Source organism: Mesorhizobium sp. WSM4976, from assembly GCF_029625685.1.
Classification (GTDB): Bacteria; Pseudomonadota; Alphaproteobacteria; order Rhizobiales; family Rhizobiaceae; genus Mesorhizobium.
In genome coordinates, this window is sequence record NZ_JARTVT010000008.1 from 67,505 (window position 1) to 93,450 (window position 25,946).

Genomic DNA, 25,946 nt, shown 5'->3' on the forward strand with positions numbered 1-25,946 from the left:
CGGTTTTCCGCCCGGATTGCGTCAAAACAAGGAGATAGAGCGGTTCGCCGTTTCCGTGAAACGGTGAAACGCTCTAGACCGGTTCCCGCGCCGAAACCCCCTTGTGCAGATGCACCATCATGGCGGCCGCGAAGAGCGGCGTCAGCAGGTTGAGCAGCGGCACGGCAAGGAACAGGCCGATGACCAGCCCGGCCAGGAACACCGTGCCGGCATATTTGCGGCGCAGCGCCTTGGCGTCTGCCTCGGGGCGAAAACGCATGGCGGCGAATTCGAAGAACTCGCGGCCGAGCAGATAGCCGTTGACGATGAAGAAGGCCGCGATGTTGATGCCGGGCAACAGAAGCAAAAGCAGCGCCACGACGTTGCCGAGGACGACCACGCCGAAGAATTTGATGGCCAGCGCAAGCGAATGCGGCGCCGGCACGGCGCGGCCGGGCGGATCGTTGGGATAGTCGGTCCGCTCGACCACTTCGGCAATATCATCGAGAAACAGGCCGGCGACGATCGCCGTCACCGGCGCGATGAGCAAGGCCAATCCCACAGCCAGGACGATGCCGGCGATGATGGCGCTGAGCCACCCGGCCCAGGACGGCAGACCCGGGAGCAGCGTCTGCAGCCATGGCCAGGCCAGCCATTCGAGCAGGCTTTCCAGGCCGACCCACAGCGCCAGCAGAGCGAGCAGGGTCAGCCCCAGCGTCTTCAGGAAGACAGTACGGAATTCAGGCGAGAACAGCTGGCTGGCGGCGGCGCGGGCAGCATCTAGGATCACGGCAGGTTCAAGCTCTCGTCGAGAAATGACGCCCCCGAGATAGGCGGCGAGGGAAAGCGGCGCAACTGCAAGGCGAGATCGTCGCCCTACCGTTCAGGCTTTTCCCGGGAGCGCTCCTGCCCGCCGGGCGGGAATAGTCATTGCCGCAACGCCGGCGACGACAAAACCCATGCCGACCCAGGCGGCCGGCCCCAGGTTTTCGCCCATGAAGACGGCGCCGATGCCGACGCCGATCGGCACGCGCAGATAGGCCTGCGAGGTGGTGCCGACCGAGCCCAGCGTGTGGATGAGGCGAAAATAGATGACGAAGGCCAGCGCCGTCGAAAAGACCGACAGGCCGAGCAGAGCCAGGATCGATGCCGCCGACGGCGCAAGCGTCCAGGGCCGGTCGACAATCAGGCTGAGCGGCACGAGCATCGCCGCGCCGAAAAGCATCGAGCCCGCAGCGGGTATCATCGGATCGAGGCCCTTGAAGCCGCGCCCGAAGATAGCCGCCCCGGCATAGGAGACCGTCGCGATGACGATCGCAAGCTGCGCCCACAATTGATGGCCAAGCCCGCCGAGCGCCTCAGTGCCGATGATGAGGCAGATGCCGACGATGCCGGCGCCGACACCGATCAGCTTGCGCGCCGTTACGGGCTCGTGGCGCGTGATCAATGCCGTCAGCAGGAAGGTGAAGATCGGCGACGTCGCGTTGAGGATGGTGGCAAGGCCGGCATCGACCGAGCGCTCGGCGGCGGCGATCAGTGTGAACGGCACGACGCTGTTGAGGCAGGCCTGGAAGGCGAAGCGGCGCCATGTCGCTGCTTCGGCGGGCATGGCAAGGCCGCGCCAGCGAATGACGGTAAGCAGAACGGCCCCGGCGATCAGCGTCCGGGCGGCGATGAAGCTGACAGGCGGGATCGTCTCGACGCCGATCTTGATGAAGGTGTACGAAGCACCCCATAGCACCGCCAGGACGCCGAGCAGCGCGAGGTCGGCGGACAATTCGGTCTTTTCGGACATTTCTGCGCCTTCCGTCTGCGGAAACAATCCGCTTCTAGCCGATGGCGGCGCGGAAATGTTTCGATCGCCGCGAAACCATAGCGGCGAGGGCAGCGGCCGATATGGGCCAGTTCGATTCGAATGCTGCCGCAGCCGGCGAACAACCGGCGCCCAGGCCGCTAGCGCGGAAGGCGATCGCGATTTTCGGGGTAGGCAAAGCAGCGGCAACTCGCTAGACCCGCGCCCGGCCGGCATGCCAGATAGCCGGGTGGGTTCTTGGCGGAGATTTTGATGCCGGAATATGACGTGCTTTGCATCGGCAATGCCATTGTCGACATCATCGCGCAGTGCGACGAGGCTTTTCTCGAGACCAACGGCATCATCAAGGGCGCGATGAACCTTATCGACGCCAGGCGCGCCGAACTGCTCTACAGCCGCATGGGGCCGGCGATCGAGGCTTCCGGCGGCAGCGCCGGCAACACGGCGGCCGGCGTCGCCAGCCTCGGCGGACGGGCCGCCTTCTTCGGCAAGGTGTCAAACGACGCGCTGGGCGACATCTACACGCACGACATCCACGCTCAGGGCGTGGCCTTCGATACCAGGCCGCTCGCGGGCCAACCGCCGACGGCACGCTCGATGATCTTCGTCACGCCCGACGGCGAGCGTTCGATGAACACCTATCTTGGCGCTTGCATCGAGCTTGGGCCCGAGGATGTCGAGGCCGACAAGGCGTCCGGCGCCAAGGTGACATACTTCGAAGGCTATTTGTGGGATCCACCGCGCGCCAAGGAGGCCATCCGCCAGACCGCCAGGCTGGCGCACGCCGCCGGCCGCGAAGTGTCGATGACGCTGTCGGATCCCTTTTGCGTCGACCGCTACCGAGAGGAATTCCTCGAGCTGATGCGCTCAGGCACCGTCGACATCGTCTTTGCCAACAGTCACGAGATCAAATCGCTCTACCAGACGGCTTCCTTCGAGGAGGCGCTCGCCGCCATCCGCAAGGATTGCAAGATAGCGGCCGTCACCCGTTCCGAAAAAGGCTCGGTTATCGTGCGCGGCGACGAGACCGTCACCATCGAGGCAACGAAGATCAATGAGCTGGTCGACACGACCGGCGCCGGCGACCTCTATGCCGCCGGCTTTCTCTACGGCTACACGACCGGACGCAGCCTCAAGGATTGCGGCGATCTCGGCTCGCTGGCCGCCGGGCTGGTGATCCAGCAGATCGGCCCGCGCCCGCGCCTGAGCCTGCGCCGCGAGGCCGAGCAAGCCGGACTGCTTTAACCGGCCGAGGCAAATTGCATAATGGCGCCATACCGTTGCGTCATCGCGAGCAGGCTCGGAAGAGGCCTGTTTGTCGCGCCTCTGTCACAGAGCGCTCCTACACGCAAAGATAGGGCGTTCCGCGACTGACATTTCGGCACGCCAAACCAGGGGTGTGAGATGCAAGCCAGCAATCTGCCGGGCCGCGGTGTCCTTTGCCGCCGCAATTTGTGCTTTCCACGATAGAATTTGAGCAACCGCCGGCGCCTGGGGGAGGAGCGCGGGCCACAAGACGGACGCATGACCAGACTTCAGACCCCGCCCGAGGGGATTTCGCAAGAGACCTTGGCAGGCCTAGTCACCGAAGCCGTGCAGCAGGCATTGATGCAACAAGGTGTCCTGATGGACGCGCAGGCCTTGGCTTCAGCCAGCGCGCTCGCAGGCAGCGTGGCGGCCGCCCTTCCCTTCCTGCCGCCGGCGCAGCGCCATGCGATCGATTCCTTCAAGGGCGATTGGACCGCGCTCGTCTCCGAGTTCTTCCGCACGGTGCCGGACAGAATCGCAAGCGGAAGTCCGACGGTGTCCGATCAGGCTTCCAGGCGCGTGCCGCCTGAGACTGCAAGGCTTCAAAATATCGCGGAACGCGCGGCCGATCTTCAATCGATGCTGCTCGAGGATTGGGCCGGCGAGGTCGCCGGCTCGACCTATCTGGAAGAGAAGCTTCGCATCCCGCGCTCGACACTGCATCGCTGGCAAAGGCGCGGCGAGGTCGTCGCGTTGCGCAAGGGCGGCCGCAAACATGTCTTCCCACTGGCCCAGTTCGTCGACGGCAGGCCGGTCCTGGGAATCAGCGACGTGCTGTCGGTGATCGGCAATCCGAGGCTTGCCTGGTTCTGGCTGACCCGCCCCGCGCCCGAGCTTAATGGCCGCGTCCCTATCGAGATGTTGAGGGAAGACATGGTCGCGGACGTGGTCCGCGCCGCGCGGACCGTGTCCTGAGCGGGCCCGGCGATACGTTTTCCGCGCAACCGGCGCATAGCTAGCCGAATAATTAAGTGTCATATAACTGTAATAATTGGCACATTTGGCACATTATCAGGATTCCTTGGCGTTTCGATTGTATAAATTGTGCAATTTGTCCCAATTTTACAAATATATGACGTGATATTTGGGCAACAAGACCTTTATAAGAGTCAAAGAAGCCGCCTTTCCGACATAATCTCTGTTGTGCGCGACCGCCGATTAAGTCATGTCCAGAGCGAAGAAGCAGCGCCGGTGCGCGTACTTTTTCAACGATGGGGACGGGGGTGGCAGAAGCCGAACGGCGTGTCAGGCCTGTCTTGAACCTTTGACTGGAGATTCAAGAAAATGAACATCAAGAGCCTTCTTCTCGGCTCCGCTGCGGCCCTGATCGCAGCTTCGGGCGCCCGCGCCGCCGACGCGGTCACCGTCGCCGAGCCGGAACCGGCCGAATACGTGAAGATCTGCGACGTCTATGGCGCCGGCTACTTCTACATCCCCGGCACCGAGACCTGCCTGCGCATCGGCGGCTACATCCGCTATGACGCCGGCTTCGGCGATATCGGCTCCTTCGACGGCGCGCGTGCTCTCGACGTGCGCACCGGCAAGAACCAGGGCACCTGGCTGAAGAACACCCGCTTCAATTTGAAGACTTGGACCGCCCAGGAAACCGAACTCGGCACGTTGAAGACCTACACCGAAACCCGCTTCAATTTCGGCGACACCGCCAAGAGCGGCCTTGGTCCCGATTCCAATGGCGGCGTCGGTGCCTATAACAAGCCGGTCACGCTTAACTTCGCCTGGATCCAGCTCGGCGGCCTGCGCGTCGGTAAGGATGAAACCCCCTATGACCAGTTCATCGGCTATGCCGGCAACGTCATCCAGGACACCATCATCCCCTACGGCATCAAGGACACCAACGTCATCAGCTACTACTTCGATGCGGGCAGCGGCTTCTCCGGCGTGGTCTCGCTGGAAGAAGGTTCCGGCAAGACCGGCACGATCGACAGCTATGTCCCGCACGTCGTGGGCGGCTTGAAGTACAAGCAGGACTGGGGTGCGATCACCGGCGTCGTTGCCTACGACAGCAACTACGAGGAAGTGGCCGGCAAGGTTCGCCTGGATGTCAACGTGACCAAGGAATTGTCGCTGTTTGGCATGTTCGGCTACGGCACCGACAGCCACCTGACCGATCCGTCCAACGTCGTGGCCGCTGGCGGCCGCGGATTCTACAAGCCTTGGGCCGGTAAGTGGGCTTTCTGGACCGGCGGTACCTACAAGTTCACCGACAAGGCCGCCTTCAACCTTCAGGTGTCGGGAGACCAGGACAAGAACTACGCGCTGGCGGCCAACGTCGCCTACACGATCGTTCCTGGTTTCACGATCACGCCCGAAGTCGACTACTTCCATTACGGCCGCTTCGGCGAATCCACGCCGTTCAGCAACTGGACCAAGGCCGACAAGAAGAACAGCTGGGGCGGCATCGTCCGCTTCCAGCGCAATTTCTGATCGAACCTAACGACCTAAGAAAAGGCTCGCGGCATCGCCGCGGGCCTTTTTTTTGCTTTTGGTTCGCGAAAAGCCTGCGCGTTGGCCCGCTCGTCAATTCCCCGCCGTATAGGCCGCGATCGCCGCCATATTGACGATGTCGCTATCCTTGGCGTTGAGCGAGACGATCTGGACCGGCTTGTTCAAGCCGACCAGCAGCGGGCCGATGACGGTCGAGCCGCCGAGCTCCTGCAGCATCTTGGTCGAGATCGAGGCCGAGTGGAACGCCGGCATGATCAGCACATTGGCTGGGCCGGTCAGCCGGATGAACGGATATTGCGCCATGGCGCGGGGGTTCAGCGCCACGTCCGCCGCCATCTCGCCGTCATACTCGAAATCGACGCGGCGCTTGTCGAGGATGCGCACCGCCTCCTGCACGCGTTCGGAGCGCTCGCCATGCGGATGGCCGAAGGTGGAGTAGGCGAGCATGGCAATCCTGGGCTCGTAGCCCATGCGGCGGGCGAAACCGGCGGCCTCCTCGGCGATATCGGCGATCTGCTCGGCATTCGGCATGTCGTGCACCGCGGTATCGGCGACAAGAACGGTACGGCCTCGCGCGAGCACGATCGACACGCCGATGACGCGATGGCCGGGCTTGGCGTCGATGATGCGGCGCACGTCGTCGAGTGCCGTCGAATAGTTGCGGGTGACGCCAGTGACTATGCCGTCGGCGTCGCCCAGCGCCACCATGCAGGCGGCGAAATGGTTGCGGTCGTTGTTGATCAGCCGCTGGCAGTCGCGGAACAGGAAGCCTTTCCGCTGCATGCGCTCGTAGAGATAGTCGGTGTAGATACCGTTGCGGCGCGACAGCCTGGCGTTGATGATCTCGAGGCCCTGCTTGTTGAGATCAATGCCGGCATTCCTGGCATTGTCCTTGATGACGTCGTCGCGGCCGAGCAGGATCGCAGTACCGAGCTTCTGGTTCACATAGGAGACGGCGGCGCGCATCACCTGTTCCTCCTCGCCTTCGGCGAAGACGATACGCTTGGGCTGGCGGCGCACGCGGTCGTAGATGCGCTGCAAGGTCGAGGCGATCGGGTCGCGGCGGGCGGACAGTTCCTGCGCATAGCGGTCGAGGTCGAGAATCGGCTTGCGGGCAACGCCCGATTCCATCGCGGCCTTGGCCACCGCGAGCGGGATCGCGGAGATCAGGCGCGGATCGAACGGCACCGGGATAATGTAGTTGGCGCCGAATTTCGGCCGGTTGCCCTGATAGGCGGCGGCGACATCGTCCGGCACGTCCTGGCGCGCCAGCTCGGCCAGCGCCCTGGCGGCCGCGATCTTCATCGTGTCATTGATGGTGGTGGCGCGCACATCCAGCGCACCGCGGAAGATATAGGGGAAGCCCAGGACATTGTTGACCTGGTTGGGGTAGTCCGAGCGGCCCGTGGCCATGATGGCGTCGGTGCGGATCTCGCCCACTTCCTCCGGCGTAATCTCCGGATCGGGATTGGCCATGGCGAAGATGATCGGGTTCTTTGCCATCGACTGCACCATGGCGGTGGTCAGCGCGCCCTTGGCGGACAGGCCGAGGAAGACATCGGCGCCGTCCAGCGCCTCGCCGAGGCTGCGCGCCTCGGTCTTGACCGCATGCGCCGACTTCCATTGGTTCATGCCCTCGGTGCGGCCCTGATAGACGACGCCCTTGGTATCGCACAGGATGACGTTCTCCGGCGCAAAGCCCATCGCCTTCATCAGTTCGATGCAGGCGATACCGGCGGCGCCCGCGCCGTTGCAGACCATCTTGGTGGTCTTCATGTCGCGGCCGGTGATCTCCAACGCGTTGATTAATCCGGCGGCCGAGATGATTGCCGTGCCGTGTTGGTCGTCATGAAAGACGGGAATATCCATCAGCTCGCGCAGGCGCTGCTCAATGATGAAGCACTCGGGCGCCTTGATGTCCTCGAGGTTTATGCCGCCGAAGGAGGGCCCGAGGAAGCGCACGCAGTTGATGAACTCGTCGGCATCTTCGGTATCGACTTCAAGGTCGATTGAATCGACATCGGCGAAGCGCTTGAACAGCACGGACTTGCCTTCCATCACCGGCTTGGAGGCCAGAGCGCCGAGATTGCCGAGGCCGAGGATGGCGGTGCCGTTCGAGATGACGGCGACCATGTTGCCACGCGTTGTATAGTCGAAGGCGCGGCTCGGATCCTCGGCGATGGCACGCACGGGAACGGCGACGCCCGGCGAATAGGCGAGGCTCAGATCGCGTTGCGTCGCCATCGGCTTGGTGGCGACGATCTCGAGCTTGCCGGGCCGCCCCATGGCGTGGAATTCCAGCGCCTCTTCGGGACTGACGGAGGGGCCGCTGCTTTCGGTTTTCCTAGCCATGATGCCTGACGTTTTCCTCACCAATTCGCGCTCTTGAGGCGAGCGCATTGTTTTGAACTACCGCTTAAGGCCATACTCGGCCGCTGTAAACCGCCAGCGATTGCGTGACGGCGTTCCTCCGCGGTCGCGGCGACAGTCAAATCTTGCCCGATGAGATCGCGACAATCTCGCGCAGGTGATCGCGCACCGAGGCCCAGCGCGTCAGCCCGGAGGTGCCGGCGAACGGCCATTCGGAGAAGGGCGGATCATCGCTTCCCATGCGTCGCTTAAGCGCCGAGAGATAGGCCATCAGTTCCAACCGTTCCGCCCTTACCCTTTCAAGCGTGCGGCCGCGAATCTCCTCCCGCGGTATGGCGCGGTCGCGGAGCCGCTCGACCGCGCGGCGGATCGCGGTCGGCTCCGGCTCGGCGACAATGCAGTAGTCCGGATCGAAGTAGACGTCGCGGCCGCCGATGCTCGGTGTCGATACGATCGGCAACCCGGCCAGCAAATACTCCATGCTGGAATACATCGCCCCTTCCACCGCCGACAGGCAGAGCCCGACCGCGGCCTGGTTGTAGACGCGGTTGACCTCGGCGGAGGTCAGCCGGCCGGGCAGGCCATCAAGGAGCGGATTGGCGATGCTGTGAAGCGGCGATTGCGCCTGCAGGCGGCGAATGAAGGCGCGGTCGCCGGCCGGCGGCAATTCGCCGATCGAGGACGTCACATGGACCAGTCTTTCGATCTCGAAGGCGAGATAGTGCCGCTTGGTGTGCGAGATGCGACCGTTGTAGACCGCATCGTACTCGACCGGCACGTCCTGGAGCGGCCGGAAGACGTCTTCCGAGATCATCAGATTGTGATTGGAGAAGATTGCATTGCCGCCAACGCCTCCAATCAGGCGTCGCTCTTCCTCTGTGTTGCAGAGAAAGATCAGCTCGTGCTTGGGGCAAACCCTGGCGAACCAGGAGAGATCCTTGCGTATCTGCTCGACGACGGCAGGCCGTTCCAGCGTCCAGTTCGGCATCAGAAGGAAGGTAGCGCGCCGTGGCGCGAGGCGTCGGCAGAAGGCGGCGAGCGCGTAGAGCGGGCGCCTGCCGCCGACAGGTACATAGAGGATCAGCGGATCGCGGCTGAATATGTGGAGCGGCATGTCGATGCCGCCATCGAGGCCCGAAAGCAGCCCGCGCGCCGGAAGGATGAAGGGTAACCGTATCCGCGTCCACGCCTTGATTTTGGTTCTGGTTCGATTGGCTCGGTTAGTGGCAAGAAGCCGAATACGGCCGAGCGGTGAGCCGGCGGGGCCGACCATCTCCTCGAACGTCTCGTGTCCGTCCTGCTTCATCGCCCCACCATTTTCTCATGGGCCCGGACGATCCATATGTCGGCCGACGGCATGAGGCAACATGCCTTGCGCACCCTGTCGTGCTGATGGCGCAACTGCCCAGTCTTCCCCTGCTTTTCGCGCCGACGGCATTAAAACGGGCTGCCAGTTCTGCTAGCGTCCGGGCATGAACATCCACATGCCGATAGATACCGACGCCCAGGAGACGACGACGCCTGCGCCCGCCACCGGCGGCGTCACGCCGATGATGGAGCAGTATATCGAGATCAAGGCGGCGAACCCTGACTCGCTCCTCTTCTACCGCATGGGCGATTTCTACGAGCTGTTCTTCGATGATGCGGAGAAGGCAAGCCAGGCCCTCGGCATCGTTTTGACCAAGCGCGGCAAGCATCAGGGCCACGACATTCCGATGTGCGGCGTGCCGGTACATGCGGCGGACGACTATCTGCAGAAGCTGATCGCCCAAGGTTTTCGCGTTGCCGTCTGCGAGCAGATCGAGGATCCGGCGGAAGCCAAGAAACGCGGTTCCAAATCGGTGGTGCGGCGCGACGTGGTGCGCCTGGTCACGCCGGGCACCATCACCGAGGACAAGCTGCTCGCGCCCTCGGAATCGAGTTTCCTCATGGCGCTCGGCCGCGTGAAGGGCGGCGGCGCGGCAAGCCAGGCGAGTTTCGCGCTGGCCTGGATCGACATTTCGACGGGTGCCTTCCGCGTTGCCGAGACGAGCGCCGAGCGGCTGCTTGCCGACATCTTCCGCGTCGACCCGCGCGAATTGATCGTCGCCGAACCGGTTTTCCACGATCCGGAGCTCAGGCCGATCTTCGATGTGCTCGGCCGGATTGCCAACCCGCAGCCGCCTTCGCTGTTCGATTCGGCCTCGGCCACGGGCCGGATCGCGCGCTTCTTCGAGGTCGCGACGCCGGACAGTTTCGGCACCTTCTCGCGCGCCGAACTGTCGGCGATCTCGGGCGCCATCGCTTACGTCGAGAAGACGCAAAAGGCCGAACGGCCGCCGCTGTCGCGGCCCGAGCGCGAGGAGCAGGGCGCGACGCTGTTCATCGACCCGGCGACGCGCGCCAATCTCGAATTGCTGCGCACGCTCTCCGGCAGCCGCGACGGCTCGCTGTTCAAGGCGATCGACCGCACTGTGACCGGCGGCGGCGCGCGATTGCTCGCCGACCGGCTGATGGCGCCGCTGACGGACCCGGCGGCGATCGCGGCCCGACTGGATTCGGTCTCATTCTTCCGCTCCGAAACGCGGCTTTGCCAAGGTTTGCGGGCGAGCCTCAAGAGTGTCGCCGACATGCCGAGGGCACTGTCCAGGCTGGCGCTCAACCGCGGGGGGCCGCGCGACCTTGGCGCGCTGCGCGCCGGCTTCGAGGCGGCCGGCGCGATCGCCGAATTGTTCGCCACGGCCGCCCTGCCTGCCGAGCTCGGCGCGGCACTTTCCGCGATCAAGGCCTTGCCCGAGGCGCTCGCACGCCATCTCAGCGAAGCGCTCGACGACGAGCTGCCGCTGGTCAAGCGCGACGGCGGCTTCGTGCGGTCGAGCTACAATGCCGAGCTCGACGAGATGCGGGCGCTGCGCGACGAGTCGCGAAAGGTGATCGCCGGGCTGGAGCGCTCGCTGATCGAGGAAACCGGCATCCGCTCGCTGAAGATCCGGCACAACAATGTGCTCGGCTATTACATCGAGGTCACCGCCAACCATCACTCGATCATGACCGGCAGCGACACCGCCAAGGCGCGCTTCATCCATCGCCAGACCATGGCCAACGCCATGCGCTTCACCACGACGGAACTGGCGGAACTGGAATCGAAGATCGCCAACGCCGCCGACCGGGCGCTGAGCATCGAGCTCGCCGCCTTCGATCGGCTGACGGCGGAAGTGGTGGGCGAGGCCGACCGGATCCGCGCCGGCGCCGAGGCGCTTGCGGCTCTCGATGTGTCGGCGGCGTTGGCGCTTCTTTCCGAAAGCGAGGGCTGGTGCCGGCCGGTTGTCGATGCCGGCCTCGCCTTCGAAATTGTTGGCGGGCGCCACCCGGTGGTCGAACAGGCGCTCAGGCGTTCCGGCGAAGGACCGTTCGTCGCCAATGATTGCGATCTCTCGCCCGAGGGCGGCGCCAAGGCCGGCGCGATCTGGCTGCTCACCGGTCCCAATATGGGTGGTAAGTCGACATTCCTCAGGCAAAACGCCTTGATCGCCATCCTTGCCCAGACCGGCTGCTTCGTGCCGGCGCAAAGCGCCCATATCGGCGTTGTCGACCGGCTGTTCTCGCGCGTCGGCGCCTCGGATGATCTCGCGCGCGGCCGCTCGACCTTCATGGTCGAGATGGTCGAGACGGCGGCGATCCTCAATCAGGCGGGCGAGCGGGCGCTGGTGATCCTGGATGAGATCGGCCGCGGCACGGCCACTTTCGACGGGTTGTCGATCGCCTGGGCCGCGGTCGAATACCTGCATGAGAAGAACCGCTGCCGGGCAATCTTCGCCACGCATTTCCACGAGATGACGGCGCTGGCGGGCAAGCTCCCCCGGCTCCACAACGTCACCATGCGGGTCAAGGAATGGGAAGGCGATGTCGTCTTCCTGCACGAGGTTGGCAAGGGCGCGGCCGACCGTTCCTACGGCGTGCAGGTGGCGCGGTTGGCCGGCCTGCCCGAAGCCGTGGTGGCGCGTGCCAAGGAAGTCCTGCATCAGCTGGAAGAGGGCGAAGTTTCGGGCAAGACCAACCGGCTCGTCGACGATTTGCCGCTGTTTTCGGTGGCGGCGAAGCGCGAAGCCCCGAAGCCGGCGAAGAGCGATGCGCTGGGCGAAGCGCTTGGCGCGATCAATCCCGACGAGATGACGCCGCGCGAGGCGCTGGAGGCGCTCTACCGGCTAAAGGGGCTGGCGACGAGACAGTAAACCGGAAGTGTGACATTGACTCATTGTACCGTTCGGTACAGTGTGGGTTTGCGATGATCCAAACCGACAGGAGATTTCAATGAGCCGCCCGCCCTTGCCGCCCTTCACGGCCGAGACAGCGGCGCAAAAGGCGCGCCTTGCGGAGGATGCCTGGAACAGCCGCGACCCGGAACGGGTTTCGCTCGCCTATACCGAGGACAGCGTCTGGCGGAACCGGGCCGAATTCATATCGGGGCGCGGCGAGATCGTCGGTTTCCTCAAGCGCAAATGGGCGCGCGAGCTGGACTATCGCCTCATCAAGGAGGTGTGGACCTGGAACGAGAACCGCATCGCCGTCCGCTTCGCCTATGAGTGGCGCGACGACAGCGGCCACTGGTTCCGCTCCTACGGCAACGAGAACTGGGAGTTCGACGAAGCCGGGCTGATGCGCCGGCGCGTGGCTAGCATCAACGACCTGCCGATCGCCGAGAGCGAACGGAAGTATCACTGGCCGCTCGGCCGCCGGCCGGATGACCATCCGGGTCTGTCGGAACTCGGGCTTTAGGCCGTTGCGGCGCATCGCTCCGGATCGCGACCAGTTGCTGGGGATCATTGCGGAAGTCTTCCGCGAGCACGGCTATGAGGGCGCCAGCCTTGTGCTGATCGGCGAGGCGACGGGGCTTGGCAAGGGAAGCCTCTACCACTTCTTTCCCGGCGGCAAGGAGGAGATGGCCAGGGCCGTCATTGCCCATATCGACGGATGGTTCGAGGATCATGTGTTCGCGCCGCTGCGCGACGGCAACGATCCCCGTGGCGGGATCGAACAGATGCTCGCCGCGACCGACAGCTATTTCCGCTCGGGGCGCCGGGTCTGCCTCATCGGGGCCTTCGCGCTGGATCGATCGCGCGATCTCTTCGCCGGCCAGATAAGAGGCTATTTCGGCCGGTGGGTCATGCATCTCGCCAATGCGCTGACGCGATCCGGTCATCGATCGACCGAGGCCGCAGAGCTGGCGGAGGAAGCCGTCGCCGCCATTCAGGGGGCGCTCACGCTTGCCCGTGCCGCCAATGACGCCGACCTGTTTTCCCGCGCCTTGCGAAGGATCCGCAAGCACATCGGCATCCCGGTGAGCGGCTAGATCATTTCCAGGCCCCGCTTGCGCGTCGGCGGCGGGAAGGCGCGGTCGAGATCGGCGAAATCCTTAGGCGCCAGCTTGATGTCGAGCGCGGCGGCATTCTGGCGGACATGCTCCTGGCGGACGGCCTTTGGAATGGCGATGACGCCAGGCTGCGCCATCGCCCAGGCGAGCGCGATCTGCGCGGCGGTGGCGTTGTGCCGGGCAGCAACGGCCTCCAGCCGGGCATTGCGCGCCAGCGCACCCTGCTCCACCGGCGAATAGGCCATCAGCGGGATGCCGCGCTCCGCGCACCATGGGGCCAGATCGAATTCTGGGCCGCGCCGCGACAGGTTGTAGAGCACCTGATTGGTCTGGACATTGCCGCCGGACGGCAGACCGACAAGGTCTTCCATCTCGTCGGTGTCGAAATTGCTGACGCCCCAATAACGGATCTTGCCTTGAGCCTTCAGGCTCTCGAAGGCCTCCACGGTTTCGGACAGCGGCACGCTGCCCGGCCAATGCAGCAGATAGAGATCGATCCTGTCGGTGGAAAGCCGCTTCAGGCTGGCCTCGCAGGCGCGCTCGACGCCAGCGCGCGAGGCGTTGGAAGGAAGCACCTTGGAGACCAGGAAGGTCTCGTCGCGGCGCCCGGCGATCGCCTCCGCCACCACCTCCTCGGCGCCGCCGCTGGCGTACATTTCGGCGGTGTCGATCAGCGTGATGCCGAGATCGAGCCCGAGCTTCAGCGCCGACACCTCATCGGCACGGCGGCGGCGGTCCTCACCCATCTTCCAGGTGCCCTGGCCCAGCAACGGAACGCCCTCGCCGGACGGCAGCTTGAGGGTTCTCACTGTTGACGGCATGACTTTCTCCGCGTGGGCCCGGATCGCAGCACAGCCAAAACCGGAAATCCAGACCAGAGCTGCCTGGCCGCCTGGATTCCCGGAGTGGGTTAGAGCCGTTCAGCGTTTCGCGGAAGCGCCGAACCGCTCTAAGGATTTGTTTCTATGTAATTCCGGCGGAAATCCGCTACACACTTTTCCTGGAATTGCTCTACTTCGCCGGGTGCTTGGCGAGCCAGTCTTTCATTTCCTTGATCTCGGCCTCCTGCGCCTTGACCACGCCTTCGGCGAGCTTGCGGATTTCCGGGTCCTTGCCGTTGGCGATCACTACCTTGGCCATGTCGATCGCCCCCTGATGATGCGGGATCATGCCGCGGACGAAGTCGACATCGGCATTGCCGGTGTATTTGATCGCCATGTCCTTGTGCATCTTCTTCATCGCCGCCTCATAGCCCGTGGTGGCCGGACTCTGGGCGCCCATCGCCATCTTGGACATGTCATGCTTCATCTCCTCGGACGAGGCCGGCACGCTTTCGAGGAAGACGGCAAGCAGCATTCCGGCAGCCATCAAAAGCAGCACGATTTTCTTGGCCAGGGTCATTCAAGGTCTCCTTGTGATTGAGGTTCGTATCTGGGGGCTTCGTTCAGAGTTTCAACGTCCTCAGCCGCAAAGCATTGGTAATGACCGACACCGACGACAGGCTCATCGCCGCCGCCGCTATCATCGGCGACAGCAACGTCCCGGTGAGCGGATAGAGCACGCCGGCCGCGACCGGCACGCCGAGCACGTTGTAGAGGAAGGCGAAGAACAGGTTCTGGCGGATGTTGCGTATCGTCGCCTGGGCCAGCGTGCGCGCCCTGACGATACCGTTGAGGTCGCCCTTGACGAGCGTGATGCCGGCGCTTTCGACCGCGACATCGGCGCCGGTGCCCATGGCGATGCCGACATCGGCGCCAGCCAGCGCCGGCGCATCATTGACGCCGTCGCCGGCCATGGCCACGCCAGCGCCGCCCGCACGCAGTTGCTCGACCAGCGCGCCCTTCTCATCCGGCAGCAGGCCGGCGCGGACCTCATCGATGCCGAGCTTGCCGGCGATCGCTTTTGCCGTGCGCTCGTTGTCGCCGGTTGCCATGATGATCCTGAGACCCCTGTCATGCAGGGCCTTGATCGCCTCGGCCGTCGTTGCCTTGACGGGATCGGCCACGGCCACGATGCCGGCGAAGCCGCCGTCGACGGCCACAAACATGGCCGTCTTGCCATCGGCCTGCATCGCCTCGGCATTGGCCGCCGGCGTTTCGACGCCGAGGTCCGCCATCATCGCCGCATTGCCGAGCGCGACCTTCCGACCCGAAACCGTGCCCGAGACACCCTTGCCGGTGACGGCCTCGAAACCGACGGCTTCGACCAGCTTCAGGCCGCGCGCGGCGGCGCCCTCGACGATCGCCTCGGCCAATGGATGTTCCGAGCCCTTTTCGAGCGCGGCGGCAAGGCCCAGCAGCTCGTTCTCGTCGATATCTCCGGCCGGCACGACATCGGTGAGCCGCGGCTTGCCTTCGGTCAGCGTGCCGGTCTTGTCGACGATCAGCGTGTCGACTGAGGCGAAACGCTCCAGCGCCGCCGCTTCCTTGATGAGCACGCCGGCATGCGCGCCGCGTCCGGTCGCCGTCATGATCGACATCGGCGTCGCCAGACCAAGTGCGCATGGACAGGCGATGATCAGCACCGACACAGCCGAGACGATGGCGAAGATCAGGCTCGGCTGAGGACCGAGGAGCGCCCAGGCGATGAAGGCGATAGTGGCGACCAGCACCACGGCCGGGACGAAATAGTAGGACACGCGGTCGGCCAGCCCCTGAATCGGCGCGCGCGACCGCTGCGCCTTGGCGACCATCTCGACGATGCGCGACAGCGTGGTTTCGGCGCCGACTTTCTCGGCGCGCATGACCAGCGAGCCGTTCTTGTTCAGCGTGCCGCCGGTAAGCGCGGAACCTTCCGTCTTTTCGACCGGCAGCGGCTCGCCCGTAATCATCGATTCATCGATCGCCGAGCGACCTTCCAGCACGATGCCGTCGACGGGAACGGCGTCGCCCGGACGAATGCGCAGACGGTCGCCAGTCTGGACGCTGTCGAGCGGCACATCCTTCTCTGAACCGTCGACGCCGATCAACCGCGCCGTCTTCGGGGCAAGGTCGAGGAGCGCGCGAATGGCCGAGCCGGTGCGCTCACGGGCGCGCAGTTCCAGCACCTGGCCCAGAAACACAAGCGCGACGATGACGGCAGCAGCCTCGAAATAGACCGGCACGGCACCGTCATGACCGCGGAACTGATGCGGGAAGATGTCCGGAACCAGGGCGGCGACCACGCTGTAGAGATAGGCCGCGCCGACGCCCAGCGAAATCAGCGTCCACATATTGGGGCTGCGGTTGACAACCGAGTCCCAGCCGCGATGGAAGAACGGAAACGCCGCCCAAAGCACCACTGGGCTCGCCAGCGCCAGCTCTACCCACGTCTTCGTCCGGCCATCGATGAGATTTTCGAAGCTGAGGCCCAGCATCGGCGCCATAGCGAATATCAGGAGAGGAACGGAAAGCGCCGCGCTGACCCACAACCGGCGCGTGAAGTCGACCAACTCGGGATTCGGGCCTTCGTCGCCGGTCGGCACGCCCATCGGCTCCAGCGCCATGCCGCAGATCGGACAGGAGCCGGGCTTGTCGCGGATGATCTCGGGATGCATCGGGCAGGTGTACTGCGTGCCCCTCGGCATCGGCTGCGGCTCGGGCCGGCCGGCAAGGTATTTTGCCGGCTCCGCCTCGAACTTGCCTCGGCAAACGGCGGAGCAGAAATAGAAGCCCTGGCCATCATGGCGCACAAAGTGCCTGGCGCTGGCGCGGTCGACGCTCATGCCACAGACAGGATCGGTGGCGGTCAGGTAGCTCTCCGGCTCGACAACGAATTTCGTGCGGCAGCGCTCGCTGCAGAAATGGAAGGTTCGTCCGTCATGCTCGGCCGTCGGCTTGCCGGCCGCCGGATCGACCGTCATGCCGCAGACAGGATCGCGAATCACCGCTTCGGCCGCGGTCCCTGCAGTTTTCCCGGAGCAGCAGGACGCGCCATGCGAGTGATGATGGTTGTGGTCGGAATGGGTCATCAGCAATACCTCGGAATTCTCCAATTGAGGCGGAGGTAGTCCTTCCAGTTACTGGAAGGTCAAGGGCCGATTTCGACTTTTGCGAAAATCGGCTGGGCGATTGCGGATTACGCCTCCGCGCGACGCCAAATCGCATCCGCCGGCCCCATACACAGCGCCGCGAAAACGCGCTATAGACGCCGCCGAATGGCAAAGATCTCCCTGAAACTCCACGAAATCATCGATGGCGACGCTTTGCGCCGCGACTTGACGGCGCTGACGTCGGCAAGCGCCGGCGACGGTTCGAGACCGGCGGTTCGCGCTACTGTCCTCCAATTGCTCAAAGCCAGGCTGGCGGAGGGGCGCACGATCGCCGAGGCCATGCTCAAGGAGGATGGCGGCGGCAATGCCTGCGCCGAGAGGCTCTCGCATCTGATGGATGAGCTGATCCGGGCGCTCTATGATTTCGCCGCCACCCATGTTTACCGTGTCAAGAACCGTTCGGTGGCCGAGCGCATGGCGGTCGTGGCGGTTGGCGGATACGGCCGCGGCACGCTGGCGCCTGGCTCCGACATCGACCTCTTGTTCCTGCTGCCCTACAAGCAGACGCCGTGGGGCGAGCAGATCGTGGAGTACATGCTCTACATGCTGTGGGACATGGGTCTGAAGGTCGGCCACGCCACCCGCAACATCGAGGAGTGCCTCAGGCTGTCGCGCAGCGACATCACGATCCGCACGTCGATCCTCGAGGCGCGTTTCCTGTGGGGCGAACAGAAGCTTTATGAAGAACTGCTCACCCGCTTCGACCACGAGGTGGTGCGCACGACCGGGCCGGAATATGTGCAGGCCAAGCTGGCCGAGCGCGACGAGCGCCATGCCAAGGCCGGCGAAAGCCGCTATCTGGTCGAGCCCAACGTCAAGGACGGCAAGGGCGGGCTGCGCGACCTGCAGACGCTGTTCTGGATCGGCAAATACTTCTACCGCGTGCGCACCGGCGAGGAACTGGTCGAGAAGGGCGTCTTCACCCAAGCCGAGTATCGCGAGTTCCAGAAGGCCGAGGATTTTCTGTGGGCGGTGCGCTGTCACATGCACTTCCTCACCGGCAAGGCGGAGGAGCGACTGCATTTCGACATCCAGCGCGAGATCGCCGAACGTCTGGGCTACACGACGCATCCCGGCCTGTCGGCCGTCGAGCGTTTCATGAAGCACTATTTCCTCGTCGCCAAGGATGTCGGCGACCTCACCCGTATCTTCTGCGCGGCGCTCGAGGAAGAGCAGGCCAAGCATGTGCCGGGCTTCAACCGCATCTTCCTCACCTTCCAGCGACGCAAGCGCAAGCTTGCCGGCACTAGTGATTTCATTGTCGACAACCACCGCATCAACATCGCCGACGACGGTGTGTTCGAACGCGACCCGGTCAACCTGCTGAGGTTGTTCTGGTTCGCCGACAAGCATGGACTGGAGTTCCATCCTGACGCGCTCAAGCTGCTCACCCGCTCGCTCGGTCTGGTCAACAAGTCGCTCCGGCGCGACGAGGAAGCCAACCGGCTGTTCCTCGACATATTGACGTCGGACCGCAACGCCGAGCTCAATCTCAGGCGCATGAACGAGGCCGGGCTGCTCGGCAGGCTGATCCCCGACTTCGGCAAGATCGTCGCCATGATGCAGTTCTCGATGTACCACCACTATACGGTGGACGAGCACCTGATCCGCTGCATCGGCGTGCTGGCCGAGATCGAGCGCGGCGATGGCGAGAAGATTCACCCGCTGTCTCATTCGCTGATGCCGGGGCTGAAGAAGAGCCGCGAGGCGCTCTACGTCGCGGTGCTGCTGCACGACATCGCCAAGGGCCGGCCGGAAGACCATTCGGAAGCCGGCGCCCGCATCGCCCGACGGATCTGTCCACATATGGGGCTGTCGGCGGCCGATACCGAGACGGTCGCGTGGCTGGTCGAAAACCACCTCGTGATGTCGATGACGGCGCAGACGCGCGACCTCAACGACCGCAAGACGATCGAGGATTTCGCGTCGATCGTGCAATCGGTAGAGCGGCTGAAGCTGCTTTTGATCCTCACCGTCTGCGACATACGCGGCGTCGGGCCGGGTGTGTGGAACGGCTGGAAAGGGCAGCTGCTGCGCACGCTCTATTACGAGACCGAATTGCTGCTGACCGGCGGCTTCTCCGAAGTGTCGCGTGCGCAACGCACCGCCGCCGCGCGCGAGCGGCTGGCCGAGGCGCTTTCGGCCTGGCCGGCCAAGGAGCGCAAGCGCTATGTCGCGCAGCACTATGAGAACTATCTGCTGACGGTCGATCTCAATGACCAGTTGCGCCACGCCGAATTCATCCGTGAGGCGGATGCGGCGGGCAAGAAGCTCGCGACCATGGTCAAGACGCATGAATTCGAGGCGGTGACCGAGATCACCGTGCTGGCGCCGGACCATCCGCGCTTGCTTTCGATCATTGCGGGTGCTTGTGCCGCGGCCGGCGGCAACATCGTCGACGCGCAGATCTTCACCACTTCCGACGGGCGCGCGCTGGACACCATCCTGATCTCGCGCGAATTCGACCTCGACGAGGATGAGCGGCGCCGCGCCGAGCGCGTCGGCCGGCTGATAGAGGATGTGCTGTCCGGCAAGAGCTGGCTGCCCGAGATGATCGAGAAGCGCACCAAGCCGAAGCGTGGCGCGAAGGCGTTCAGGATTCCGCCGCGCGCCGAGATCCGCAACACGCTGTCCAACCGTTTTTCGGTGATCGAGGTCGAGGGGCTGGACCGGCCGGGCCTGCTGTCCGAGATCACGGGGACGCTCTCCGACCTGTCGCTCGACATCGCCTCGGCGCATATCACGACCTTCGGCGAGAAGGTCATCGACACGTTCTACGTCACCGACCTGACCGGACAGAAGATCGACAGCCCGACGCGCACGGCCACCATCCACAAGCGCCTGATCGATACGCTGGAAGGCAATTCGTCCGAACGCAACGGCAAGGCCAAGGCGGCGGCCGAGTGACCATCCATTTGACGCAATTTCCCTGGCAGTCGTTCCTAGCATGAGCCTCGTCAAGAAATTCGCTACCGTCGCCTCCGGCACGCTGATGAGCCGCGCGCTGGGTTTCGGCCGCGAGATGCTGATGGCGGCGGCACTCGGCACCGGGCCGGTCGCCGACGCCTTCAACGCCGCCTTCCAGTTCCCCAACACCTTCCGCCGGCTGTTCGCCGAAGGCGCCTTCAACGCCGCTTTCGTGCCGCTCTTCGCCAAGGAGATCGAGCAGCACGGCAATGAGGGCGCCAAGCGCTTCTCGGAGGAAGTGTTCGGCGTGCTGTTCTCGGCGCTGTTGGCGCTTACGATCGCCATGGAACTGGCGATGCCGCTGATCGTGCGCTACCTGGTGGCGCCGGGCTTTGCCGACATTCCCGGCAAGTTCGAGACGACCGTCCGGCTGGCGACGATCATGTTCCCGTACCTGATCTGCATGTCGCTCGGCGCCATGATGGCCGGCATGCTGAACTCGCTGCGCCGCTATTTCGCGGCGGCGATCGCGCCCGCCTTCCTCAACATCATCCTGATCAGCGTGCTCGCCTATGCCTGGTATCACGGGCTGGGCGCGCATGATGTCGGCTTCGGCCTATCCTGGGGCGTGCTGGCGGCGGGCATCGTGCAGCTTGCCATCGTCTGGATCGCGGTTCGCCATGCCGGTATCTCGATCGGTTTCCGCAGACCGAAGATGACGCCCAACGTCAAGCGGCTGCTGATCCTGGCGCTGCCGGCGGCGATCACCGGCGGCATCACCCAGATCAACCAGCTGATCGGCACGGCGATCGCCTCGGCGCAGAACAGCGCGGTTTCGTCGCTCGCCTATGCCGACCGTATCTATCAGCTGCCGCTCGGCGTCGTCGGCGTGGCCGTCGCCATCGTGCTTCTGCCGGAACTGTCGCGGGCGCTGAAATCGGGCAACCTGGTCGAGGCCGCGAACCTGCAGAACCGCTCGGTCGAGTTCACCCTGTTCATGACGCTGCCGGCCGCCGCCGCGCTCTGGGTGATGTCGGAGCCGATCGTCCGGCTAGTCTATGAGCGCGGAGCATTTGCCGCCAACCACTCGACGCCGATCGTCGCCTCGATCCTGGCAATCTTCGGCCTCGGCCTGCCGGCCTTCGTGCTGATCAAGGCATTCACGCCAGGCTATTTCGCGCGCGAGGACACGCGAACACCGATGATCTTCGCGGCCATTTCGGTGGGCGTGAACGTGGCCACGGCGCTCACCCTGTTCCCGTCCATGGGTGCGCCGGGCATCGCGGTGGCCTCGGCCCTCGCGGGCTGGGTCAACGCGCTGATGCTGCTCGCCATGCTGATCAGGCGGGGACATTGGGGCCGCGACATCCCGCTGCTGAAGCGCATTCCCCGGCTGGTGCTGTCGGCCGTGATCATGGCGACCGCGCTTTATTTCGCGGAGCACTACTTCGCCGGGCGGCTCGGTCCCGGCTCGCCGCTGGTGGTGAAGGCGACGACGCTGCTCGCGCTGGTCGGCGGCGGCGCCGCGCTCTACTTCATCGCCGCCTTCGGCACCGGCGGCGCCGACTTCGGTATGATCCGCAGGAACGTGAAGCGGGGTGAGGCGAAATCTGCGCCGCGGGAATCGAATACCGGCCTGGACGAATAACTCGAGCTGGCTTGCGGCAACACCAGTCTTGATCCCGCAACCGCCTTCGTTCATAAGCGCGCCGTCGAAAGACTTTCGCCGCGCGCGAAACGGCCCTCCACAAGCCATGAGGAACTCATGTCCGCCTTCAAGCCACTCGTCTTTTCGGGCGTCCAGCCGACCGGTAATCTGCATCTCGGCAACTACCTCGGCGCCATCAAGAAATTCGTCGCCCTGCAGGAACAGTCCGACTGCATCTATTGCGTCGTCGACCTGCATTCGCTGACGGCGCAGCTCGTCCACAAGGACCTCGGCGACCAGACCCGCTCGATCACCGCGGCGTTCCTCGCCTCCGGCATCGACCCGAAGAAGCACATCGTCTTCAACCAGTCGCGGGTCATCCAGCACGCCGAGCTTGCCTGGATCTTCAACTGCGTGGCGCGCATCGGCTGGATGTACCGGATGACGCAGTTCAAGGACAAAGCTGGCAAGGACCGCGAGAACGCCTCGCTCGGCCTGCTCGCCTATCCAAGCCTGATGGCCGCAGACATCCTGCTCTACCGCGCCACCCATGTGCCGGTAGGCGAGGACCAGAAGCAGCATCTGGAGCTTACCCGCGACATCGCGCAGAAATTCAACAACGACTTCTCCGAGAAGATCGCGGCCCTTGGCGTCGGCATCGAAATGCAGGTCGGCGAGGAGACCGTGAACGGCTATTTCCCGATCACCGAACCGGTCATCGGCGGTCCGGCCGCGCGCATCATGAGCCTGCGCGACGGTTCCAAGAAGATGTCGAAGTCGGACCCGTCGGACCTGTCTCGCATCAACCTGACCGACGATGCCGACACCATCTCGAAGAAGATCCGCAAGGCAAAGACCGATCCGGAGGCCTTGCCGAGCGAGCTGGACGGACTTGCAAGCCGACCCGAGGCGGAGAACCTCGTCGGCATCTATGCCGGCCTCGCGGAAATCTCGAAGGAAGACGTGCTGAAGGAATATGGGGGCCAGCAGTTTTCCGTGTTCAAGCCGGCCCTAGCCGACCTTGCCGTGGAGAAGCTTGCGCCGATTGCTTCCGAGATGCGCCGCATCGAGGGCGATCGCGCCTATGTCGACGCCGTGCTCAAGGACGGTGGTGACCGAGCCCGCGCAATCGCCGAGGGCACGATGAAGACGGTGCGCGACATCATCGGCCTGCTGCAGGACACTGCAGGACTGACCGACCGGTCTAAGTAGTTGTTTCGACGCAATTCCTGACGGAAAACCGCTTCACACTTTCCTGGAATTGCTCCAGGACCATCGCCACGCCGGCCGGCGGCTTGCCGCCGGTCCGTGGCGGTGGCAGATTGCGGCCGAATTGATACCGAGCAGATAGACATGGTTTCCAAACGCCTCAGCCGCGAAGCCGGCCATCGCCGCAAATTCCTGGCTATCATCGACGACACGCCCGAATGCGAGCGCGCCGTCGCTTACGCCTCGAAGCGGGCACAACACACCAGCGGCGTCCTGGTGCTGCTCTATGTCATCGAGCCGGACGACTTCCAGCACTGGCTGGGCGTGGAGAAGATCATGCGCGAAGAGGCGACGGCCACGGCGCGCGCGGCGCTCGACGGCTACGCCAACAAGGTGCGCCAGTGCGTCGGCATCGAGCCGGAACTGGTGGTGCGCGAAGGCAAGCCAACCGACGAGATCCACAAGCTGATCGAGGAAGACCAGGACATCGCCATCCTGGTGCTAGCGGCCGGCGCCGGCAAGGAAGGCCCTGGGCCGCTGGTCAGCGCGGTGGCCGGCAGGGCTGCGGCTTTTCCCATTCCGGTGACGGTCGTGCCGCAGAATCTGTCGGACGAGGAGATCGACAGCCTAGCCTAGGCTGCCTCAGTCCAAGATACCCGCCGACCTGGCCACCTGAGCACTTCAAAAGGCGCGGCAGACACTGTAAAAACATTCCACCAGCCAGCCGTTCCTGCGACGCGTTTCGCTTGAATGTCCAGCCGATAGAGCCTATTTAGAACTATTCCAAACTATCGGCCCAGGAAGGGCCTGGAGATACCCATGTTCATCCAGACCGAATCGACGCCGAACCCGGCGACGCTGAAATTCCTGCCGGGCAAGGAAGTGCTGCGCGAAGGCACAGCCGATTTCCGTAACGCCGAGGCCGCCGCGGAGGCCTCGCCACTGGCCGGCCGCCTGTTCGATATCCCGGGCGTCACCGGCGTATTCTTCGGCTATGACTTCATCACCGTGACCAAGGACGGCCCCGACTGGCAGCATCTGAAGCCGGCCATCCTTGGCGCGATCATGGAACACTTCATGTCCGGCGCCCCAGTCATGGCCGCGGCCGCCCCTGCGACGGAAGCGGGCGATAGCGGTGAGTTCTACGACAAGGCCGACGAAGAACTGGTGCTGACCATCAAGGAACTGCTCGATACGCGCGTGCGCCCCGCGGTTGCCCAGGACGGCGGCGACATCACGTTCCGCGGCTTCGAGAACGGCACGGTGTTCCTGCACATGAAGGGCGCCTGCGCCGGCTGCCCGTCGTCGACGGCGACTTTGAAGCACGGCATCCAGAACCTGCTCCGGCATTTTGTTCCCGAAGTGCAGCAGGTCGAGCAGGTCGCCTAACAGTTCCACACCGCCGACGGCTCGGCGGAGCGAATTCTTTCTAAAGCGCGTCGCGATCTTTCAGATTCGCTCCATGCGCTTTGGGTTTTGATTTTACGCATGTCTTTATCCCGAAACCGGTTCCCACTTTCGGGAGACATGCTTCAATCCAAAAACAAAAAACCGGGCCCCAACAGCCCGGTTTTCTGTTTTCAGGACGTCTTGTTGTTGCCTAGACGGTCCGCCTGCGAAACTGTTTCTCACCTACATCACGATGACCTTGGCGCCGACCGACGTGCGGTCGTAGAGGTCGATAATATCCTGGTTCATCAGGCGGATGCAGCCCGACGACATCGCCTTGCCGATCGAGAACCATTCCGGGCTGCCATGCAGGCGGTAGCCCATGTCGCCACCTTTGTTGAAGAGATACATGGCGCGCGCGCCGAGCGGGTTCTTCAGGCCCGGTTCCATGCCGCCGGCGAACTTGGCGAGCTCGGGCTGGCGCTTGATCATCGGTGCCGGCGGCGTCCAGGTCGGCCATTCGCGCTTCAGCGCGATATGGGCGGTGCCGTGCCACTCGAAACCCTCGCGGCCGACGCCGATGCCGTAGCGCATCGCCATGCCGTCGCCCTCGATGAAGTAGAGGAACTTGTTCTGGGTATCGACGATGATGGTGCCAGGCTTCTCCGAGGAGTCATACCGCACTTCCTGGCGGTGATACTTGGCAGGCACCTTCTCGATGGGGATGCGCGGCAGCTGATAGCCGGCATCGGTCATCGCGCCATAGTTGTTGGTGAACAACTGCCCGCCGATGGTGCTGCAGCCGCTGATCGCGGTCGACAGCGCAAGGGCGGCGAGGATTGCAAACGACTTCAAGCGCATGAATAGGTCCGACGCCCCGTCTCGGTGCAGCGGCACGAGTCGGCCGCTTTCTTGCCATCATTCATGCTGGCATTTCTTTTGCTTGCCAAGCGCGCAACGCCTATATCCAAGGCCTTACGTGCCGGTAAGTGCCGAACTGCGGCATTTCCGCAACAGGCCTCACAGGATTGTGAAGCAAAATCAATGGGGCGGCTTCAAGGCCGCCTGGGAAACGAGGAGAGCGCCATGAATGTCGGAGACGCCGCCGAGCGTTCCGGCCTGCCGGCCAAGACAATCCGCTACTATGAGGAGATCGGCCTTCTCCGTCCGGCGCGGGCCGGGAACGGCTATCGCGACTACTCCGGCGAGGACATCCACCGGCTCGCCTTCCTGCGCCGTGCGCGCAATCTTGGCTTCTCAATCGACGATTGCAGGCAGCTTATGGCGCTCTATCAGGACCGCGACCGCGCCAGCCACGACGTGCGCGAGATCGCCGCCGCCCATGTCAGGGCGATCGAGGAAAAGGTGCACGAATTGCAGTCGATGCGCTCGACGCTGCAGAAGCTGATCCACGCCTGCCATGGCGACGACCGGCCGGACTGCCCGATCCTGGACGACATGGCGGGAGCGGCCTGAA

General features: G+C 64.1%; 20 protein-coding genes. 12 read left to right on the forward strand and 8 right to left on the reverse strand.

The window, feature by feature from the left end; all coding sequences use genetic code 11:
• Window positions 1–73 precede the first annotated feature (73 nt).
• Window positions 74–769, reverse strand: a complete 696-nt coding sequence (locus P9272_RS11660; RefSeq protein WP_278160657.1) for a sulfate transporter family protein — start codon at window positions 767–769, stop codon at window positions 74–76.
• A 93-nt stretch (window positions 770–862) separates the two neighbouring features.
• The gene (locus P9272_RS11665) at window positions 863–1,774 is read right to left on the reverse strand and encodes an EamA family transporter (protein WP_278160658.1); all 912 of its coding nucleotides are present in this window, start codon (window positions 1,772–1,774) and stop codon (window positions 863–865) included.
• A gap of 270 nt (window positions 1,775–2,044) precedes the next feature.
• Here P9272_RS11665 and P9272_RS11670 point away from each other — a divergent pair, with 270 nt between their 5' ends.
• From P9272_RS11670 to P9272_RS11680, 3 genes are all read left to right on the forward strand, one after another.
• Window positions 2,045–3,037 (forward strand): adenosine kinase, encoded by a 993-nt coding sequence (locus P9272_RS11670; RefSeq protein WP_128257037.1) that lies wholly within the window; start codon window positions 2,045–2,047, stop codon window positions 3,035–3,037.
• A 279-nt stretch (window positions 3,038–3,316) separates the two neighbouring features.
• On the forward strand, window positions 3,317–4,015 hold the full coding sequence (locus tag P9272_RS11675) for an antitoxin Xre/MbcA/ParS toxin-binding domain-containing protein (RefSeq protein ID WP_278160659.1): 699 nt from the start codon (window positions 3,317–3,319) through the stop codon (window positions 4,013–4,015).
• Between the two features lie 369 nt (window positions 4,016–4,384).
• Window positions 4,385–5,545 (forward strand): porin, encoded by a 1,161-nt coding sequence (locus P9272_RS11680; RefSeq protein WP_128257038.1) that lies wholly within the window; start codon window positions 4,385–4,387, stop codon window positions 5,543–5,545.
• 93 nt (window positions 5,546–5,638) lie between these two features.
• Here the strand turns inward: P9272_RS11680 and P9272_RS11685 are convergent, their stop codons facing one another.
• Window positions 5,639–7,918: an NADP-dependent malic enzyme gene (locus tag P9272_RS11685; RefSeq protein ID WP_278160660.1), complete on the reverse strand. Its 2,280-nt coding sequence runs from the start codon at window positions 7,916–7,918 to the stop codon at window positions 5,639–5,641.
• A 136-nt stretch (window positions 7,919–8,054) separates the two neighbouring features.
• Window positions 8,055–9,242 (reverse strand): glycosyltransferase, encoded by a 1,188-nt coding sequence (locus tag P9272_RS11690; protein ID WP_278160661.1) that lies wholly within the window; start codon window positions 9,240–9,242, stop codon window positions 8,055–8,057.
• A gap of 166 nt (window positions 9,243–9,408) precedes the next feature.
• On the opposite strand from P9272_RS11690, the gene mutS reads away from it, so the two are divergent.
• From mutS to P9272_RS11705, 3 genes are all read left to right on the forward strand, one after another.
• Window positions 9,409–12,147 carry a DNA mismatch repair protein MutS gene (gene mutS, locus P9272_RS11695; RefSeq protein WP_278160662.1) on the forward strand — a complete coding sequence of 913 codons (2,739 nt, stop codon included), beginning with the start codon at window positions 9,409–9,411 and terminating at the stop codon, window positions 12,145–12,147.
• 79 nt (window positions 12,148–12,226) lie between these two features.
• Window positions 12,227–12,691, forward strand: coding sequence for a nuclear transport factor 2 family protein (locus P9272_RS11700; protein ID WP_278160663.1), 465 nt, complete (start codon window positions 12,227–12,229; stop codon window positions 12,689–12,691).
• Window positions 12,657–13,265, forward strand: coding sequence for a TetR/AcrR family transcriptional regulator (locus P9272_RS11705; RefSeq protein WP_278160664.1), 609 nt, complete (start codon window positions 12,657–12,659; stop codon window positions 13,263–13,265). The genes P9272_RS11700 and P9272_RS11705 overlap by 35 nt, the downstream gene beginning before the upstream one ends.
• Here P9272_RS11705 and P9272_RS11710 read toward each other — a convergent pair.
• The 3 genes from P9272_RS11710 to P9272_RS11720 all read right to left on the reverse strand — a co-directional run bounded on the left by P9272_RS11710 (window position 13,262) and on the right by P9272_RS11720 (window position 17,235).
• Window positions 13,262–14,107 (reverse strand): aldo/keto reductase, encoded by an 846-nt coding sequence (locus tag P9272_RS11710; RefSeq protein ID WP_278160665.1) that lies wholly within the window; start codon window positions 14,105–14,107, stop codon window positions 13,262–13,264. The two genes, P9272_RS11705 and P9272_RS11710, sit on opposite strands and share 4 nt — an antisense overlap.
• A 190-nt stretch (window positions 14,108–14,297) precedes the next feature.
• A complete protein-coding gene (locus tag P9272_RS11715) occupies window positions 14,298–14,687 on the reverse strand; it encodes a DUF305 domain-containing protein (protein WP_278160666.1) in 390 nt (129 codons plus the stop codon).
• Window positions 14,688–14,730: 43 nt separating this feature from the next.
• Window positions 14,731–17,235: a heavy metal translocating P-type ATPase gene (locus tag P9272_RS11720; RefSeq protein WP_278160667.1), complete on the reverse strand. Its 2,505-nt coding sequence runs from the start codon at window positions 17,233–17,235 to the stop codon at window positions 14,731–14,733.
• A 186-nt stretch (window positions 17,236–17,421) separates the two neighbouring features.
• Here P9272_RS11720 and P9272_RS11725 point away from each other — a divergent pair, with 186 nt between their 5' ends.
• The 5 genes from P9272_RS11725 to P9272_RS11745 all read left to right on the forward strand — a co-directional run bounded on the left by P9272_RS11725 (window position 17,422) and on the right by P9272_RS11745 (window position 24,469).
• Window positions 17,422–20,223 (forward strand): [protein-PII] uridylyltransferase, encoded by a 2,802-nt coding sequence (locus tag P9272_RS11725; protein ID WP_278160668.1) that lies wholly within the window; start codon window positions 17,422–17,424, stop codon window positions 20,221–20,223.
• 40 nt (window positions 20,224–20,263) lie between these two features.
• Window positions 20,264–21,871 (forward strand): murein biosynthesis integral membrane protein MurJ, encoded by a 1,608-nt coding sequence (gene murJ / locus P9272_RS11730; RefSeq protein ID WP_278160669.1) that lies wholly within the window; start codon window positions 20,264–20,266, stop codon window positions 21,869–21,871.
• Window positions 21,872–21,988: 117 nt separating this feature from the next.
• Entirely contained in the window at window positions 21,989–23,083 is a 1,095-nt protein-coding gene (gene trpS / locus P9272_RS11735) for a tryptophan--tRNA ligase (RefSeq protein WP_128257048.1), read from the forward strand.
• A 141-nt stretch (window positions 23,084–23,224) separates the two neighbouring features.
• Window positions 23,225–23,716, forward strand: a complete 492-nt coding sequence (locus tag P9272_RS11740) for a universal stress protein (protein ID WP_278160670.1) — start codon at window positions 23,225–23,227, stop codon at window positions 23,714–23,716.
• Window positions 23,717–23,899: 183 nt separating this feature from the next.
• Complete coding sequence (locus P9272_RS11745; protein ID WP_128257050.1) at window positions 23,900–24,469, forward strand: NifU family protein; 570 nt, start codon at window positions 23,900–23,902, stop codon at window positions 24,467–24,469.
• A 243-nt stretch (window positions 24,470–24,712) separates the two neighbouring features.
• On the opposite strand, the gene P9272_RS11750 is transcribed toward P9272_RS11745, so the two are convergent.
• A complete protein-coding gene (locus tag P9272_RS11750) occupies window positions 24,713–25,330 on the reverse strand; it encodes a L,D-transpeptidase (protein WP_128257051.1) in 618 nt (205 codons plus the stop codon).
• Between the two features lie 225 nt (window positions 25,331–25,555).
• Here P9272_RS11750 and cueR point away from each other — a divergent pair, with 225 nt between their 5' ends.
• The gene (gene cueR / locus P9272_RS11755; protein WP_278160671.1) at window positions 25,556–25,945 is read left to right on the forward strand and encodes a Cu(I)-responsive transcriptional regulator; all 390 of its coding nucleotides are present in this window, start codon (window positions 25,556–25,558) and stop codon (window positions 25,943–25,945) included.
• The last annotated feature ends 1 nt before the right edge of the window (window position 25,946 follow it).